This window comes from Pseudomonas sp. KK4, assembly GCF_001984065.1.
Lineage (GTDB): Bacteria > Pseudomonadota > Gammaproteobacteria > Pseudomonadales > Pseudomonadaceae > Aquipseudomonas.
In genome coordinates, this window is record NZ_LYVP01000049.1 from 26,380 (window position 1) to 42,172 (window position 15,793).

Annotated in this window: 12 protein-coding genes; 5 read left to right on the plus strand and 7 right to left on the minus strand. The window is 61.5% G+C overall.

Features of this window, described 5'->3' with window-relative positions:
* Positions 1-342: 342 nt before the first annotated feature.
* Positions 343-780, minus strand: coding sequence for a hypothetical protein (locus B0W55_RS17280; RefSeq protein ID WP_077047139.1), 438 nt, complete (start codon positions 778-780; stop codon positions 343-345).
* A gap of 104 nt (positions 781-884) precedes the next feature.
* Here B0W55_RS17280 and B0W55_RS17285 point away from each other — a divergent pair, with 104 nt between their 5' ends.
* A complete protein-coding gene (locus B0W55_RS17285; protein ID WP_077047140.1) occupies positions 885-1,325 on the plus strand; it encodes a universal stress protein in 441 nt (146 codons plus the stop codon).
* Between the two features lie 197 nt (positions 1,326-1,522).
* On the opposite strand, the gene B0W55_RS17290 is transcribed toward B0W55_RS17285, so the two are convergent.
* Positions 1,523-3,442 carry an ATP-binding cassette domain-containing protein gene (locus B0W55_RS17290; protein ID WP_077047141.1) on the minus strand — a complete coding sequence of 640 codons (1,920 nt, stop codon included), beginning with the start codon at positions 3,440-3,442 and terminating at the stop codon, positions 1,523-1,525.
* Between the two features lie 213 nt (positions 3,443-3,655).
* On the opposite strand from B0W55_RS17290, the gene B0W55_RS17295 reads away from it, so the two are divergent.
* Positions 3,656-5,584, plus strand: a complete 1,929-nt coding sequence (locus B0W55_RS17295) for a transglycosylase SLT domain-containing protein (protein ID WP_077047142.1) — start codon at positions 3,656-3,658, stop codon at positions 5,582-5,584.
* Between the two features lie 72 nt (positions 5,585-5,656).
* Here the strand turns inward: B0W55_RS17295 and B0W55_RS31620 are convergent, their stop codons facing one another.
* Positions 5,657-6,013 (minus strand): Fic family protein, encoded by a 357-nt coding sequence (locus B0W55_RS31620; RefSeq protein WP_371807276.1) that lies wholly within the window; start codon positions 6,011-6,013, stop codon positions 5,657-5,659.
* Complete coding sequence (locus tag B0W55_RS17305; protein ID WP_175645517.1) at positions 5,943-7,730, minus strand: ABC transporter transmembrane domain-containing protein; 1,788 nt, start codon at positions 7,728-7,730, stop codon at positions 5,943-5,945. The genes B0W55_RS31620 and B0W55_RS17305 overlap by 71 nt, the downstream gene beginning before the upstream one ends.
* Before the next feature lie 265 nt (positions 7,731-7,995).
* Here B0W55_RS17305 and B0W55_RS17310 point away from each other — a divergent pair, with 265 nt between their 5' ends.
* Positions 7,996-8,175 carry a PA1571 family protein gene (locus B0W55_RS17310; protein ID WP_077047144.1) on the plus strand — a complete coding sequence of 60 codons (180 nt, stop codon included), beginning with the start codon at positions 7,996-7,998 and terminating at the stop codon, positions 8,173-8,175.
* Between the two features lie 161 nt (positions 8,176-8,336).
* Here B0W55_RS17310 and pdxB read toward each other — a convergent pair whose 3' ends face one another.
* On the minus strand, positions 8,337-9,479 hold the full coding sequence (gene pdxB, locus B0W55_RS17315; RefSeq protein WP_077047145.1) for a 4-phosphoerythronate dehydrogenase PdxB: 1,143 nt from the start codon (positions 9,477-9,479) through the stop codon (positions 8,337-8,339).
* 271 nt (positions 9,480-9,750) lie between these two features.
* Between pdxB and B0W55_RS17320 the strand changes: the two genes are divergently transcribed.
* Entirely contained in the window at positions 9,751-11,157 is a 1,407-nt protein-coding gene (locus B0W55_RS17320; protein ID WP_077047146.1) for an MATE family efflux transporter, read from the plus strand.
* A gap of 91 nt (positions 11,158-11,248) precedes the next feature.
* Here B0W55_RS17320 and tusA read toward each other — a convergent pair whose 3' ends face one another.
* Together tusA and rlmM are read right to left on the minus strand one after the other, a co-directional pair.
* The gene (gene tusA / locus B0W55_RS17325) at positions 11,249-11,500 is read right to left on the minus strand and encodes a sulfurtransferase TusA (RefSeq protein ID WP_077047147.1); all 252 of its coding nucleotides are present in this window, start codon (positions 11,498-11,500) and stop codon (positions 11,249-11,251) included.
* Between the two features lie 84 nt (positions 11,501-11,584).
* Positions 11,585-12,658, minus strand: coding sequence for a 23S rRNA (cytidine(2498)-2'-O)-methyltransferase RlmM (gene rlmM, locus B0W55_RS17330; protein ID WP_077047148.1), 1,074 nt, complete (start codon positions 12,656-12,658; stop codon positions 11,585-11,587).
* Positions 12,659-12,882: 224 nt separating this feature from the next.
* On the opposite strand from rlmM, the gene acnA reads away from it, so the two are divergent.
* Positions 12,883-15,624, plus strand: coding sequence for an aconitate hydratase AcnA (gene acnA, locus B0W55_RS17335; RefSeq protein ID WP_077047149.1), 2,742 nt, complete (start codon positions 12,883-12,885; stop codon positions 15,622-15,624).
* Positions 15,625-15,793 lie beyond the last annotated feature (169 nt).

Genomic DNA, 15,793 nt, shown 5'->3' on the forward strand with positions numbered 1-15,793 from the left:
CAGCAACACGCGGTTGCATGAGCGGACATTCATAGGATTAATCATTAGAAAATTCGCCCTAATTTGTCGCAGTTCGTGTTTAACGAGCTACGCTGGCGGAACCTCAGGAAAAATTTGCACGCGCCTGGCGAATGCCAGGCGTAAGATTCAGCCCCAAACCGAATTACCGGCCTGCCTGGCCAACCCGCCCGATGATGTTGTCGGGCTTTTTATTGCCTGCGAAGAAACCTGTAGGAGCGAGCATGCTCGCGATGAAACCCTCGAGCGCCACGGGGTGTCAGGCTTCCCGCGTCATCGTTGACGTCCATCGCGAGCATGCTCGCTCCTACAGGGGGACGTTTATCAGGCCAGCGCTTTGAGGGTGGTGTCGATGTGTTGCAAGACCTCGGCCTCGCCCTTCTCGCCCCAGTACAGGGCGATCATCTGCTTGTCGGCCTCGACCTTGTAGACGTTGCCTGGCAATTTTTCGAAATGTTCGAGCAGCGCGCGGTCCTCGCAAGGCTCCTGCCACTGATTCACCCACAGCCCCGGTGATTTCTGCCAGTAGCTCCAGCACGCCGGCTGCGTGCCTCGGCGCGGCCGGTGGAACTGCGCGCAAGGGTTGGGTGGCTCCTGGCCGAGCCAGTGCGGCCACTCCTGAGGCGCCAGTTGCATGGCCAGGCCGATGCGGCGCGCCTCCATGCGCAGGGCCATGCGGCCGCTCTGGTGACGCGACGGTCGCAACCACGCCAGGGGGCTGAGTACCACCAGCAGGATTGACACCACTATCCAGACCGTCATATCTGTACTCCCGATTTTGAATGAGCGCATTCGATCACTTTGGAACCAATGCGCTTGAAACCAGCCATACTTACCAATATTGCGTTCCTCAGGAGGAGCACCTCATGCCCTACCACCATATTCTGGTCGCTGTAGATCTGACCGAAGAGTGCGACCCTGTCATCCACCGCGCTCGTGAGCTTTCAGTGAGCAACGGCGCGAAATTGTCCCTGGTGCACATCGTCGAGCCCATGGCCATGGCCTTTGGCGGTGATGTGCCGATGGACCTGTCACAACTGCAACAACAGCAGTTCGATCAGGCCAAGGAACGCCTTGACCGGTTGATCGTGAAGTATCCGGAGCTCTCCAGGGAATACAGCCACCTGACCTACGGCCAGCCACGCCAGGAGATTCACCATTTGGCCAAGGAGCAAGGTTGCGACATGATCGTGGTCGGCAGCCACGGCCGGCACGGCCTGGCACTGCTGCTGGGCTCGACCGCCAATGACGTGCTGCACGGCGCGCCTTGCGACGTACTTGCGGTGCGCCTGCAAAGCAAAAACTGACGCCCCCAAAACCTGTAGGAGCGAGCTTGCTCGCGATAAACCCGAGACCGCCGCGGGTTATCAGGCAACCAGCGTTATCGTTGGCGACCATCGCGAGCAAGCTCGCGCCTACAGGCAGGTGATCGATCAGATCCAGATGCATATGAAAAGCCCGGCGTTCAGTGATGAACGCCGGGCTTTTTTTACAGCAGGATCAATCAGGCATCCAGCTCGGCCCAACGCTCGACCATCACATCGAGCTCAGCCTGCAGCTGTGCCAACTGAGCAATCACTGCTGCAGTTTCAGTAGCAGGACGCAGGTAGAAACCGGCATCTGCCATCTGCGCTTCCACCCCGGCAATCTGCTGTTCCATGGCTTCGATCTGCCCTGGCAACGCTTCCAGCTCACGCTGCAGCTTGTAGCTGAGCTTCTTCTTCGCCACAGGAGCTTCAACGGCGGCCGCCACCGGCGCCGGCTCGGCCTTGACCACAGCCGAGTTCAGGTCGGCCTTGCCGGACTTGCTCTCGGTGACGCCCAGCAAACGCGGCGAACCGCCCTGACGCAACCAGTCCTGATAACCACCGACGTATTCGCGAACCTGGCCTTCGCCTTCGAATACCAGGGTGCTGGTCACTACGTTGTCGAGGAATGCCCGGTCGTGGCTGACCATCAGTACGGTGCCGTTGAAGGTCAGCAAGACCTCTTCCAGCAGCTCCAGGGTTTCCACATCGAGGTCGTTGGTCGGTTCGTCGAGGACCAGCAGGTTTGCCGGCTTGCTGAACAGCTTGGCCAGCAGCAGACGCGCCCGCTCACCGCCGGACAGCGCCTTGACCGGAGTCCGGGCACGCTGCGGGCTGAAGAGGAAGTCACCGAGGTAGCTCAGCACGTGGCGGCTCTGGCCGTCGATGTCGATGAAATCGCGACCTTCGGCGACGTTATCGATCACGGTCTTTTCCAGATCCAGCTGATGGCGCAACTGGTCGAAGTAGGCCACGTCGATCTTCGTGCCCTCTGCCACCTTGCCGCTGGTGGGCTGCAGGCCGCTGAGCATCAGTTTGAGCAGGGTGGTCTTGCCGGTGCCGTTGGCGCCCAGCAGACCGATACGGTCGCCGCGCTGCAACACCATGGAGAAGTCCTTGATCAGGAACGGCCCGCCCGGGTGAGCAAAGCTCACATTCTCGAGCACCATGACTTGCTTGCCGGACTTATCGGCGGTTTCCAGTTGAATGTTGGCCTTGCCGGTGCGTTCACGACGCTCGCTGCGCTCGACACGCAGGGCTTTCAATGCACGTACGCGACCTTCGTTACGGGTACGTCGGGCCTTGATGCCCTGACGAATCCACACTTCTTCCTGGGCCAGGCGCTTGTCGAACAGCGCGTTGGCGGTGGCTTCGGCGGCCAGTTCGGCTTCTTTGTGCACGAGGAAACTGGCGTAGTCGCCGTTCCAGTCGATCAGCCCACCGCGATCGAGTTCCAGGATGCGGGTCGCGAGATTTTGCAGGAAGGAACGGTCGTGAGTGATGAACAGTACGGCGCCCTGGAAATCCTTCAGCGCCTCTTCGAGCCAGGCGATGGCACCGATGTCCAAGTGGTTGGTCGGTTCGTCGAGCAGCAGCAGATCCGGCTCCGACACCAGGGCCTGGGCCAGCAGGACGCGGCGACGCCAGCCGCCGGACAGTTCGGCGAGGGTCTTGTCGGCCGGCAGTTGCAGGCGACTGAGGGTGCTGTCGACCAAGGTCTGCAAGCGCCAGCCATCTCGGGCTTCGAGGTCGTGCTGGACATGCATCAGCTTGTCCAGATCGGCGTCGGTGACGATGTTCTGGCTCAGGTGGTGATATTCGGCCAGCAGCGCTCCGACACCGTCCAGGCCTTCGGCCACGACGTCGAATACCGTCCGCTCGTCGGCTACCGGGAGTTCCTGCGGCAATTCGCCGATCTTGAGCCCGGGCGCGCGCCAGACGGCGCCGTCATCGGGCTTCTGGTCGCCCTTGACGAGCTTCATCATGCTGGACTTGCCAGTGCCGTTGCGGCCGATGATGCACACCCGCTCTCCACGGGCAATCTGCCAGGACACCTTGTCCAACAACGGCATCGCGCCGAAGGCAAGGGACACTTCAGTGAATTTGAGCAGGGTCATGAGCTTCTCCAAAAACCGGGCGCGCATTCTACCTGAATCGAGGCTGCAGCAGGCCGGCAATTTCACTGTTGCAGCACGCTGCCTGACAAATGTTGCGAACTGATGCAGACAGGCCCGCAAACCTTTCGCCCGTTGCTGGCAAAAGGCTAAGCTACGGATAATTCAGTGTGGGCATCGCCAGCACTTGTCATGGTTTATCTGTCCGGACGTCTCATGCGCAGTCGCCTTTTCAAGCTTTTGTCCTGTTTTCTCCTCTCTGCCGCTGCCGTTCAATCCGCCCAGGCAGTGGACCTGTCCACTCAACGCCAGTATTACGATGAAGCCAAGCGCGCCTTGGCCAAGGGCGATTCCGGCCCCTATTTCCGTTACAGCCAGGCGTTGGCCGATTATCCGCTGGAGCCCTACCTGGCGTATGACGAGCTGACTGCGCGGCTGAAAACCGCCAGCAATGCCGAGATCGAAAAATTCCTCGCCGAACACGGTGACCTGCCCCAGGCCAACTGGATGAAACTGCGCTGGTTGCGCTGGCTGTCGGACCGCGGCGATTGGGCGACCTTCGTCAAATACTACGACCCGAAAATGAATTTCACCGAACTGGACTGCCTGAACGCGCAGTATCAGATCAGCCACAACCTCAAGTCCGAAGGCTACGCCAACGCCAACAAGCTCTGGCTGACGGGTAAATCCCAACCCGAAGCCTGTGACACGCTGTTCGGCATGTGGGCCGCCGAAGGCCAGTTGACCGAACAGAAACGCTGGGAGCGCGCCAAACTCGCCGCCCAGGCGCGCAACTATCCGCTGGCCAACAGCCTGGTCAACGGTTTGACCACCCTCGCCCCTCGCGGCCGCCTGTTGATCGATGTCGCGCAGAAACCCGAACTGCTCAACCAACCGTCTCGTTTCACCCCGGCAGACGAAGCGATGTCGGACGTGGTCAGCCTGGGCCTGCGCCGCCTCGCGCGCCAGGACCCGGACAAGGCCATGGAAATGCTCGACGGCTACGCCAGCAGCATGCATTTCTCACGCGACGAGAAAGTGGCGATCGCTCGGGAAATCGGCCTGACCCTCGCCCGCCGTTTCGACAGCCGTGCCCTGGACGTAATGACCAAGTACGATCCGGAACTGCGCGACAACACCGTCTCGGAGTGGCGCCTACGCCTGCTGCTGCGCCTGGCTCGCTGGGACGACGCCTATCAGCTGACCCGCCGCCTGCCCCAGGATCTGGCGACCACCAACCGCTGGCGCTACTGGCAGGCCCGCAGTCTGGAACTGGCGCAGCCACAAAATCCGGAAGCGCAAACCCTCTACAAAAATCTGGCGCGCGAACGCGACTTCTATGGATTTCTGGCCGCCGACCGTTCGCAGTCACCCTACTCGCTGCTCAACAAGCCACTGGTCCTGAGCCAGGCCACCATCAACAAGGTGCGCAACAGCCCGGGCATACGCCGGGCCCTGGAGTTTCATGCCCGCGGGCAGATCGTCGACGGTCGCCGCGAGTGGTATCACGTCAGTCGGCACTTCAACCGCGACGAAATGGTCGCCCAGGCCAAACTGGCCTACGACCTGAAATGGTATTTCCCGGCGATCCGTACCATCAGCCAGGCCCAGTACTGGGACGACCTGGACATCCGCTTCCCGATGGCCCATCGCGAAACCCTGGTGCGTGAAGCCAAAAACCGTGGCCTGCATTCGAGCTGGGTGTTCGCCATCACCCGTCAGGAAAGCGCGTTCATGGACGACGCCCGCTCCGGCGTCGGCGCGTCGGGCCTGATGCAACTGATGCCGGCCACCGCCAAGGAAACCTCACGCAAATTCAGCATCCCCTATGCCTCACCGCAGCAACTGTTCGATCCGGACAAGAACATCCAGCTCGGCGCCGCTTACCTGAGCCAGGTCCACAGCCAGTTCAACGGCAACCGCGTCCTCGCCTCCGCCGCCTACAACGCAGGCCCCGGCCGTGTCCGCCAATGGCTGCGCGGCGCGGACCACCTGAGTTTCGACGTGTGGGTGGAAAGCATCCCCTTCGACGAAACCCGCCAGTATGTGCAGAACGTGCTGTCGTACTCGGTGATCTACGGGCAGAAACTCAATGCACCGCAGCCGTTGGTGGATTGGCATGAGCGGTATTTTGATGATCAGTGAGGTTTTCCTGACCCATTGACAAAAATGCCCGCATCCATGGATGCGGGCATTTTTTTGTCTGGCAAGCCATGCTCAAACCGACTTACGCGTGACAACCTGCCTTCCAAGGTCAGTCAGGCGGTATTTCTGAGCTGGACTGTTTGGCGAATCGGGACGCGTCATTTCAACCAGACCAGCAGCTAATGCAGGCCTCAGGTAGTTACCCCGAAAAGTAGGCTTGTGGGCCAACCCGACCTCACTCATCAAATCGCTGATTTTAAGCGGCCCCTTTGCATCCAACACCGAAAGCAGCTTTCCAACTGGGTCGGTTACTGGGTCGGTTACTGGGTCGGTTGCGGGTTCACTATGCCTTGCTTCCTCAAGTGCAAGGCTCAATGCCTGCAACATGATCACTGAACTGCAACGCCGCCAACCGCGCATACAGCGCATTGCTGGCAATCAACTCCTGGTGCGTGCCCACCGCCACCAGTTTTCCCTGATCCATCACCGCGATCCGATCGGCGTTTTTCACTGTGGCCAGTCGATGGGCGATGACCAAGGTGGTGCGGTTTTTCATCAGGCTCGGCAGAGCTTGCTGGATCAGGTGTTCGCTCTGAGCGTCGAGGGCGCTGGTGGCTTCGTCGAGCAGCAGGATGGGCGCATCCACCAGCAGCGCCCGGGCGATGGCCAGGCGCTGTCGCTGACCACCGGACAAGCCAAGGCCGCCATCGCCCAGGTGGGTCTGGTACCCGTTGGGCATGGCCTCGATAAACTCGTGGGCGTAGGCAATCTTTGCCGCCTCCTGCACCTCGGCCAGGGTCGCCGTCGGTTTGCCGTAGCGGATGTTGTCTTCGATGCTGCCGAAAAACAGCGCCGGGTTCTGTGAGACCAGGGCGAAGCAGCGACGCAGATCCAGTGGATCGAGCATGGTCAGGGGCACGCCCTCCAGCAGAATGCGCCCTTCGGCGGGATCATAGAAACGCAACAACAGGTCGTACACCGTCGACTTGCCGGCACCCGACGGCCCGACCAACGCCAGGGTTTCACCCGCCCTGACTGTCAGATCAAGGCCGTCGACGGCGTAGCTTTCAGGACGAGACGGGTAGGAAAAACGCACGCCCTGCAACTGCAGATTGCCTTGAACCCTGGCAGGCAGCGTCGCCAGGTCGCTTGCAGGCGGCACGATGATGTTTTCCGCACGCAGCAGTTCGGCGATCCGTTCCGCCGCGCCGGCCGCGCGCTGCAGTTCGCCTATTACCTCACTCAACGTACCGAACGCACTCCCGACGATCAGGCTGTAAAAAACGAACGCCGCCAGCTCTCCGGCGCTGATCCGCCCGGCAATCACATCCATGCCACCGACCCAGAGCATCACACCCACCGCGCCCAGCACCAGCACGATCACCAGCGTGATCAGCCAGGCCCGCTGGAAGATCCGTTTACGGGCGGTGTCGAACGCCTCTTCCACGGTCACGGCAAATCGCTGCTCGTCCTGCGCCTGGTGGTTGTAGGCCTGCACGGTCTTGATCTGGCCGAGTGTTTCCGAGACGTAGCTGCCGATGTCGGCGATCCGGTCCTGGCTCAGGCGCGACAGATTGCGCACCCGACGGCCGAAGATCAGGATCGGCGCGATCACCAGCGGCAAGGCGACGACCACGATGCTGGTGAGCTTCGGATTGGTGATGAACAGCAGGACGATCCCGCCGATCACCATCAGCAGATTGCGCAGGAACAGCGACAGCGATGAGCCGATCACCGATTGCAACAGCGTCGTGTCGGCGGTCAGGCGTGACTGGATCTCGGAGCTGCGGTTGTTTTCGTAGAAGCCCGGGTGCAGGTAGATCAGATGGTTGAACACCTGCCGGCGGATATCGGCCACGCACCGTTCGCCAATCCATGACACCAGGTAGAAACGCGCAAAGGTGCCAAACGCCAGCCCCAGCACCAGCAGCATGAACAAGCCGATAGACTGGTTGAGCAGGTGCGGCGACTGGGTCATGAACCCCTGGTCCACCAGCAAACGAATGCCCTGCCCCATGGACAGCGTGATCCCCGCCGTGAGGATCAGCGCAAGCAACGCACCGAACGCGTGCCAGCGATACGGCGCGACGAAGCGGCTGGCGAGTCGAATCGCGCGACGGTGGCGAATTGAAAGCATTGGCTTCATCCAGACGAAACGATTGATAGGTTTACCCTGGACCGCTGAGCGCCGCAGAGCGTGGTAACGTGGAACTTGGTAAATCACAATGAGTCAGGTTAATTATGACCGCCAGTACCAGCGTCTAGACGCTATTGGTCTAACGTCCGGCTGGCAACATGGCGTCATTTCTGGTGGACTGTCAGCGCCGCCACGAAACGACCGCAGGGAGCTGTCACAGCCTGGTCACCTGGCGGTTCTACAGTAAGCACACAACCTGATGAGGAGACAGGCCATGTCCTTGCAAAACAGCAGCGAAGACAAGATTGAAGTGATCCGCACGCAGCCAAACCAGTCTCTGGGTTGCTCGATTATCGACGCACAGGGCCGCGAAGTACCGATCACCGAAGACATGATCCAGCAAGCGTGCCGCGACCTGGATAAGCGTTTGGTCAAACCTGCCGAACAAGAGTGATATAGCCACCGTCTTCTTGACCCGGCCCCGGTGGGCCGGGTTTTTTATGCCTTTTTTCTGTCAGATTCGTGGTGCCGCCCTTCGCGAGCAAGCCCGCTCCCACAGGACAACGCATTTCAACGGTGGGAGCGGGCTTGCTCGCGAAAGGGCCAACCCGATCTCTAGATCGCCGTCGCCCCCAACGCCGACACAATCTGACGCAACACCGACGAATCCCCATCGACCCGCACCTGCAACCCATCGATCTCCCGTCGCGACGGATAGTTCTTGCGCAACGCATCGAACGCCGCCCGCTGCTCACTCACGCTGCCTACCAGACTCCGACGGAAATCCGCATCGTCACGGCGTGGGTCATACACGCCCCGGCACAGCATCGCCAGCGCCCAGGCCGGATCGCTTTCGGCACTCAGGCTCACCTGCGCCAGCCACGGTGCCGGCAGCAGATCACTCAAGCTGACCTTGGGCGGCTGATTGAGGAAATCGCAGTAAGCCCGATAGATCTGCGCCGTGCCGCGCTGCTTGCCATCAAGGCTGTAGCCGGCAATGTGCGGGGTCGCCAGCACGCAGAGTTCGGCCAGCGCCACATCGACCTCAGGCTCGCCTTCCCAGACATCCAGCACCGCTTGCAGGTCTTCGCGCTCGAGCAACACATCGCGCAATGCAGAATTGTTGACCACCGGACCGCGACTGGCGTTGATCAGCCAGGTGCCAGGCTTGAGTGCGCTCAGCTGTTTTCTATCGAACAGGTGCCAGGTCGAATCCGCGCCTTTCTTGGTCAGCGGCGTATGCAGGCTGATGACGTCGCACTGCTCGATGACGGTTTGCAGGCTGACGTAATCGCCCACTTCGGCGGATTGCCGTGGCGGGTCGCAGACCAGAACCGTCCAGCCCAGCCCCTGCAGGACCTTGACCAGGCGCCCGCCGACTTCGCCGGCACCGACCACACCGTAAGTGCGCCGGGTCAGGTCGACACCTTCGATTTCGGCCAGGGTCAGCAGGCTGCCGAGTACATAGTCGACCACGCCCCGGGCATTGCAGCCCGGTGCGCTGGACCAGGTGATGCCGGCCTGGGCGAAGTAATCCAGGTCCAGGTGATCGGTGCCGATGGTGCAGGTGCCGACAAACTTCACCTTGCTGCCTTCAAGCAGTGCGCGGTTGACGTTGGTCACTGAACGCACCAGCAGTACATCGGCCTGTTCGACGGTAACGCGGTCGATGGAACGACCCGGTACCCGGCGGATTTCGCCGAAACCTTCGAAGAAGGCATCGAGCAGGGGGATATTTTCGTCGGCAACAATCAGCATGGCAGGCTCCTTTGGCGGATCGGCAGTGTAGGCGTAGATGGCCCATAACGCCTAGCGCACATCCCTTGCAGGAGCGAGCATGCTCGCGAAGAACCTGAGAACACCGCGGGGCATCAGTTGCCCAGCGTTATCGTTGACGTTCATCGCGAGCGAGCTCGCTCCTACAGAGGGAGGGCAGATTACAAATCGCTAACACAGTCTTTTCCTGACTGCTGCGTCAAAGCGTAGAATGCGGCGCCTTGCGCATCAAAACCCTTTGGACGCTTCGCCTGTGAATTCCGTGACCGATAGCACTGCCCAAACCGACCTCCCCCGCACCACACCGGTTCGCCAGGAACTCAAAGGCCTGCTGACGCTGGCGCTGCCGATCATGATCGCGCAACTGGCCACCACGGCCATGGGCTTCGTCGATGCCGTGATGGCCGGCCGCGTCAGCCCTCGGGACCTGGCCTCGGTGGCCCTGGGCAACTCGATCTGGATCCCGGTGTACCTGTTGATGTCCGGCGTGTTGCTGGCCACCACCCCCAAGGTGGCCCAACGCTTTGGCGCCCGGCAGCTTGATCAGATCGGCCCGCTGGTGCGACAGGCCTTGTGGCTGGCGCTGTGTGTCGGGCTGATCGGCAGCGGCCTGTTGCTCAGCGCCGAGCCGATTCTGCACTGGATGAAGGTCGACCCTCAGTTGATCGAACCCAGCATGGGCTACCTGCACGGTATCGCCTTCGGCCTGCCGGGCATCGCCTTCTATTATGTGCTGCGCTGCTACAGCGACGGCATGGGCCGCACCCGGCCGAGCATGGTCATCGGCCTGTGCGGCCTGTTGCTGAACATCCCGCTGAACTACACATTGATCTATGGCCATTTCGGCATGCCGGCATTGGGCGGGGTCGGTTGCGGCTGGGCCAGCGGCATCGTGATGTGGTTCATGGCGCTGAGCATGGCCGGCTGGACCGGTTGCGCACGCTTCTATGCCCGCACCCGGGTGCTGACGCACTTCGAGTGGCCGCAGTGGGCGGTGATCAAACGCCTGGTGGGGATCGGCCTGCCGATCGGCATCGCGGTGTTTGCCGAATCCAGCATCTTCGCGGTCATCGCCCTGCTGATCGGCAGCCTGGGCTCCACGGTGGTCGCCGGGCACCAGATCGCCCTGAACATCAGCTCGCTGCTGTTCATGATTCCTTATTCATTGGGCATGGCGGTGACGGTCAGGGTCGGGCAGGCACTGGGCGCCGGCAACCCCTGGCAGGCGCGCTTCGCAGCGAAGGTCGGACTCGGTGCGGCGCTGGTGTTCGCTGCGTTTTCAGCCAGCCTGATTCTGTTGCTGCGCGAGCCGATCGCCTCGATCTACACGCCGGACAAGGCCGTGATCCAGATCGCATCGATGCTGATTGTCTACGCCGCGCTGTATCAGTTCTCCGACGCCATCCAGGTGATCTGCGCCGGCGCACTGCGCGGCTACCAGGACACGCGGGTGACGATGATCCTGACGCTGTTCGCCTATTGGGGCATCGGGTTGCCGGTGGGTTATGTGCTGGGACTGACCGACTGGTTCGGCCCGGCCAGCGGCCCGAGCGGGCTGTGGGAAGGGTTGATTGCGGGCTTGAGTTGCGCGGCGCTGATGCTGTCGATCCGCCTGACCCGCAGTGCACGCAAACGCATTCGCCGAAACAAATCACGGTAGGAGCCGAGCTTGCTCGCGATGGCGGCGGTACGTTTCAACACTCATGCTGAATGAAATGACGCCATCGCGAGCAAGCTCGTTCCTACAGGTTTTATTCGGACTTCTTGCGAATCCAGTACAGGTAAGTACCGGCCTCTTCGTGCTGCGCCACCAGTTCGTGGTCGAGAAACACGCAGAACTTGGGAATGTCGCGACGGGTCGACGGATCGGTGGCGATCACCTTGAGCAGGCCGCCGGGCGCCAGGTCACGGATGTGCTGGTGCAACATCATCACCGGCTCCGGGCAGTTGAGGCCGGTGGCGTCGAGGGTGCCGTCAACCGGCGTATCAAGCATTTGACTCATGATCTACTCCTGAAACTGGCCGGCATTGTCGCGCATTGCCGGGTATTCGGTCATCTGTGGCGTCACGCCGCCCGGCCGTTTTGATCAGCGGGATTTCGGCTTCTTTACATCCAGGCGCCGCAAATGGCAGGTCACTTCTTCACGGTCGTGGTACAGCTGCTTGCAGCCGATCTCGACCTTGATGCCCCGCGCCTTGAAGCCGTCGGCGATCCGCTCCAGCAGGCGCTTCACTTCGGCGTAACGTTGCTTCATCGGCAACTTGAGGTTGACCACCGCTTCGCGGCAATGTCCCTCGCCGATCCACTCTTCGAGCATCGCGGCGTTGCGCGCCGGTTTCTCGACGATGTCGCACACCATCCAGTCCACAGGCTGCCTGGGCTTGAAGGTGAAGCCGTCGGCCATCAGGTGCTGGACCAGGCCGGTGTCCATCAGGCTTTCGGCCATCGGGCCGTTGTCGATGGCGGTCACCAGCATGCCGCGGTTGACCAATTGCCAGGTCCAGCCACCGGGGGCGGCCCCGAGGTCGACGCCGGTCATGTCGCCGTGCAAGCGCTCGTCCCACTGATCCCGTGGAATGAAGTGATGCCAGGCCTCTTCCAGTTTCAGGGTCGAACGGCTGGGCGCCTCGCGAGGGAATTTCAAGCGCGGAATGCCCATCGGCCACATCGCCGAATTGTTCGATTCGGCCAGGCCCATGAACACCTCACGTCCACTTTTGAAGGTCAGCAGCAGGCGCGGCTTGCCGGCGTCGTCCACCAGTTTGCCGGCGCCGGTCAACGCCTTGCGCAGCGGGCCTTCGAATTTTTTGCAGAAGTTCGACAGTTCCTTGCCGTCGTTGGTGTCGACCACTTCCAGCCACAGGCTGCCGCAGGTCGGAAAGTCCGCCAGGTGCGCGAGGATCACGCTGATGCGATCGGTTTCCGGCAAATCGATGAACATGCCCCGGGCCCACTGGCGCGGGAAGATCAACTGCTCGAAACGCTGACCGCGCATCAGGCGCTCGGCGCCGTCTTCTTCGCTGCAGACGAACTCGGCGCAGGCGCTGGCGGTCTTGGCCTTGGCATAACCGGCCACGTTCAGTTGTGCGGCGATGTCGGAAATCTCGGAACAGACTTCGCCTTCGAAGCCCGGCCGGCAATGCATAAAGAGGGTGTTCATTCTTACTCCTGGGCAGATGGCGAGACATTCACCACTGCGCGATGCCCAGGCTTGCGCTGAAGCAAAGCCTGTCACGAAAACCGGCGCATGATAGCCGAGTTCGGAACCTCGGGCTCAGCGATAGAGTCCAGTTATTAGCCAGCTACCTGAAACAGGGCTAGTTTTAATGCTCTGCCCGTGTCCCCTCAGTCCGTAAACCATGCGGACTCAAAGGAGTGATCGCAATGCCGTCCCTCGATAGCCTGAAGACCCTCAAGACCCTGCAAGTCGATAGCAAGACCTACCACTATTTCAGCCTGCCGGATGCCGCCAAAAGCCTGGGCGACCTCGACAAGCTGCCCATGTCGCTGAAAGTGCTGCTGGAAAACCTGCTGCGCTGGGAAGACGAAAAGACCGTCACCGGTGCCGATCTCAAGGCGATTGCCGGCTGGCTCAAGGAGCGCCGCTCCGATCGAGAGATCCAGTACCGCCCGGCGCGGGTACTGATGCAGGACTTCACCGGCGTGCCCGCCGTAGTCGACCTGGCCGCGATGCGCGCGGCGATGGCCAAGGCCGGTGGCGACCCGCAACGTATCAATCCGCTGTCGCCGGTGGACCTTGTGATCGACCACTCGGTGATGGTCGACAAGTTCGCCAGCAGCAGCGCCTTCGAACAGAACGTCGACATTGAAATGCAGCGCAATGGCGAGCGCTACGCTTTCCTGCGCTGGGGCCAGAATGCCTTCGACAATTTCAGCGTGGTGCCGCCGGGCACCGGGATCTGCCACCAGGTGAATCTGGAATACCTGGGCCGCACGGTCTGGACCAAAGACGAGGACGGACGCACCTATGCCTTCCCGGACACCCTGGTGGGCACCGACTCCCACACCACCATGATCAATGGCCTCGGCGTGCTCGGCTGGGGCGTCGGCGGCATCGAGGCGGAAGCGGCGATGCTCGGCCAACCGGTGTCGATGCTGATTCCGGAAGTGATCGGTTTCAAACTCACGGGCAAGCTCAAGGAAGGCATCACCGCCACCGACCTGGTGCTGACCGTCACCCAGATGCTGCGCAAGAAAGGCGTGGTGGGCAAATTCGTCGAATTCTATGGCGACGGCCTCGCCGACCTGCCACTGGCGGACCGCGCGACCATCGCCAACATGGCCCCCGAATACGGCGCCACCTGCGGCTTCTTCCCGGTGGATGAGGTGACGCTGGAATACCTGCGCCTGTCCGGCCGCCCCGTGGAAACCGTGAAACTGGTGGAGGCCTACAGCAAGGCCCAGGGCCTGTGGCGCCTGCCGGGCCAGGAACCGGTGTTCACCGACACCCTGGCGCTGGACATGGCCAGCGTCGAAGCCAGCCTCGCCGGGCCCAAGCGCCCGCAAGACCGGGTGTCGCTGCCGAATGTCGCGCAAGCGTTCAGCGACTTCATCGGCCTGCAAGTCAAACCCACCAGCAAGGAAGAAGGCCGCCTGGAAAGCGAGGGCGGCGGTGGCGTCGCGGTGGGCAATGCCGATCTGGCCGGTGAAGTCGATTACGACTTCGAAGGGCAAACGGTGCGCCTGAAAAACGGCGCGGTGGTGATCGCCGCGATTACCTCCTGCACCAACACCTCCAACCCCAGTGTGATGATGGCTGCGGGCCTCGTGGCAAAAAAGGCCGTGGAAAAAGGCCTCAAGCGCAAACCCTGGGTGAAGAGTTCCCTGGCACCCGGTTCAAAAGTGGTCACCGATTACTATAAGGCAGCCGGGCTGACGCAATACCTGGATGCACTGGGCTTTGCGCTGGTCGGTTATGGCTGCACCACCTGCATCGGCAACTCCGGGCCGTTACCTGAGCCGATCGAAAAAGCCATTCAGAAAGCCGACCTGACCGTGGCCTCGGTATTGTCCGGCAACCGCAACTTTGAAGGCCGGGTTCATCCGCTGGTGAAAACCAACTGGCTGGCCTCGCCGCCGCTGGTGGTGGCTTATGCGTTGGCCGGCACCGTGCGCATCGACCTCAGTCGCGAGCCGTTGGGCGAAGACCAGAACGGCAATCTGGTTTACCTGCGCGACATCTGGCCGAGCAGCAAGGAAATCGCCGAGGCGGTGGAGAAGGTCAATACCGCCATGTTCCATAAGGAATATGCCGAGGTGTTCGCCGGCGACGAGCAGTGGCAGGCCATCGAAGTACCGCAAGCGGCGACCTACGTGTGGCAGGCGGATTCGACCTACATCCAGCATCCGCCGTTTTTCGATGACATCGGCGGGCCGCCGCCGGTGATCACCGATGTCAAAGGTGCACGAATCCTGGCGCTGCTGGGCGATTCGGTGACCACCGACCACATCTCCCCTGCCGGCAACATCAAGGCTGACAGCCCGGCGGGCCGCTACCTGCGGGAAAAAGGCGTGGAACCGCGGGACTTCAACTCCTACGGCTCGCGCCGTGGCAATCACGAAGTGATGATGCGCGGCACCTTCGCCAACATCCGCATTCGCAATGAGATGCTCGGCGGCGAAGAAGGCGGCAATACACTCTATATCCCGACCGGGGAGAGACTGGCGATCTACGACGCCGCCATGCGCTATCAGGCCGCCGGCACGCCGCTGGTGGTGATCGCCGGGCAGGAATACGGTACCGGCTCAAGCCGCGACTGGGCGGCCAAGGGCACCAATCTGCTGGGGGTCAAAGCGGTCATCGCCGAAAGCTTCGAGCGCATTCACCGCTCCAATCTGGTGGGCATGGGCGTGCTGCCGTTGCAGTTCAAACTCGACCAGAACCGCAAGAGCCTCAACCTGCGCGGCACCGAGACCCTGGATATCCTCGGCCTGACCGGCACTGAGCTGACACCCCGGATGAACCTGACCCTGGTCATCACCCGTGAAAACGGCCAGCAAGAGAAAATCGAGGTGCTGTGCCGAATCGATACGCTCAATGAAGTGGAGTACTTCAAGTCGGGGGGGATCTTGCATTATGTGTTGCGGCAGTTGATTGCTTCCTGAGTCTACCGCTGACAACGACACCGCCTTCGGGCGGTGTTTTTGTTTGGGCATTGGCCCTCTACAATCACCTGCCCTTCAATACACGGTGTCATGCACGACACATCATCCCTGTGGGAGCGGGCTTGCTCGCGAAAGCGCCGTGTCAGTCGACAAATGCATTGACTGACAC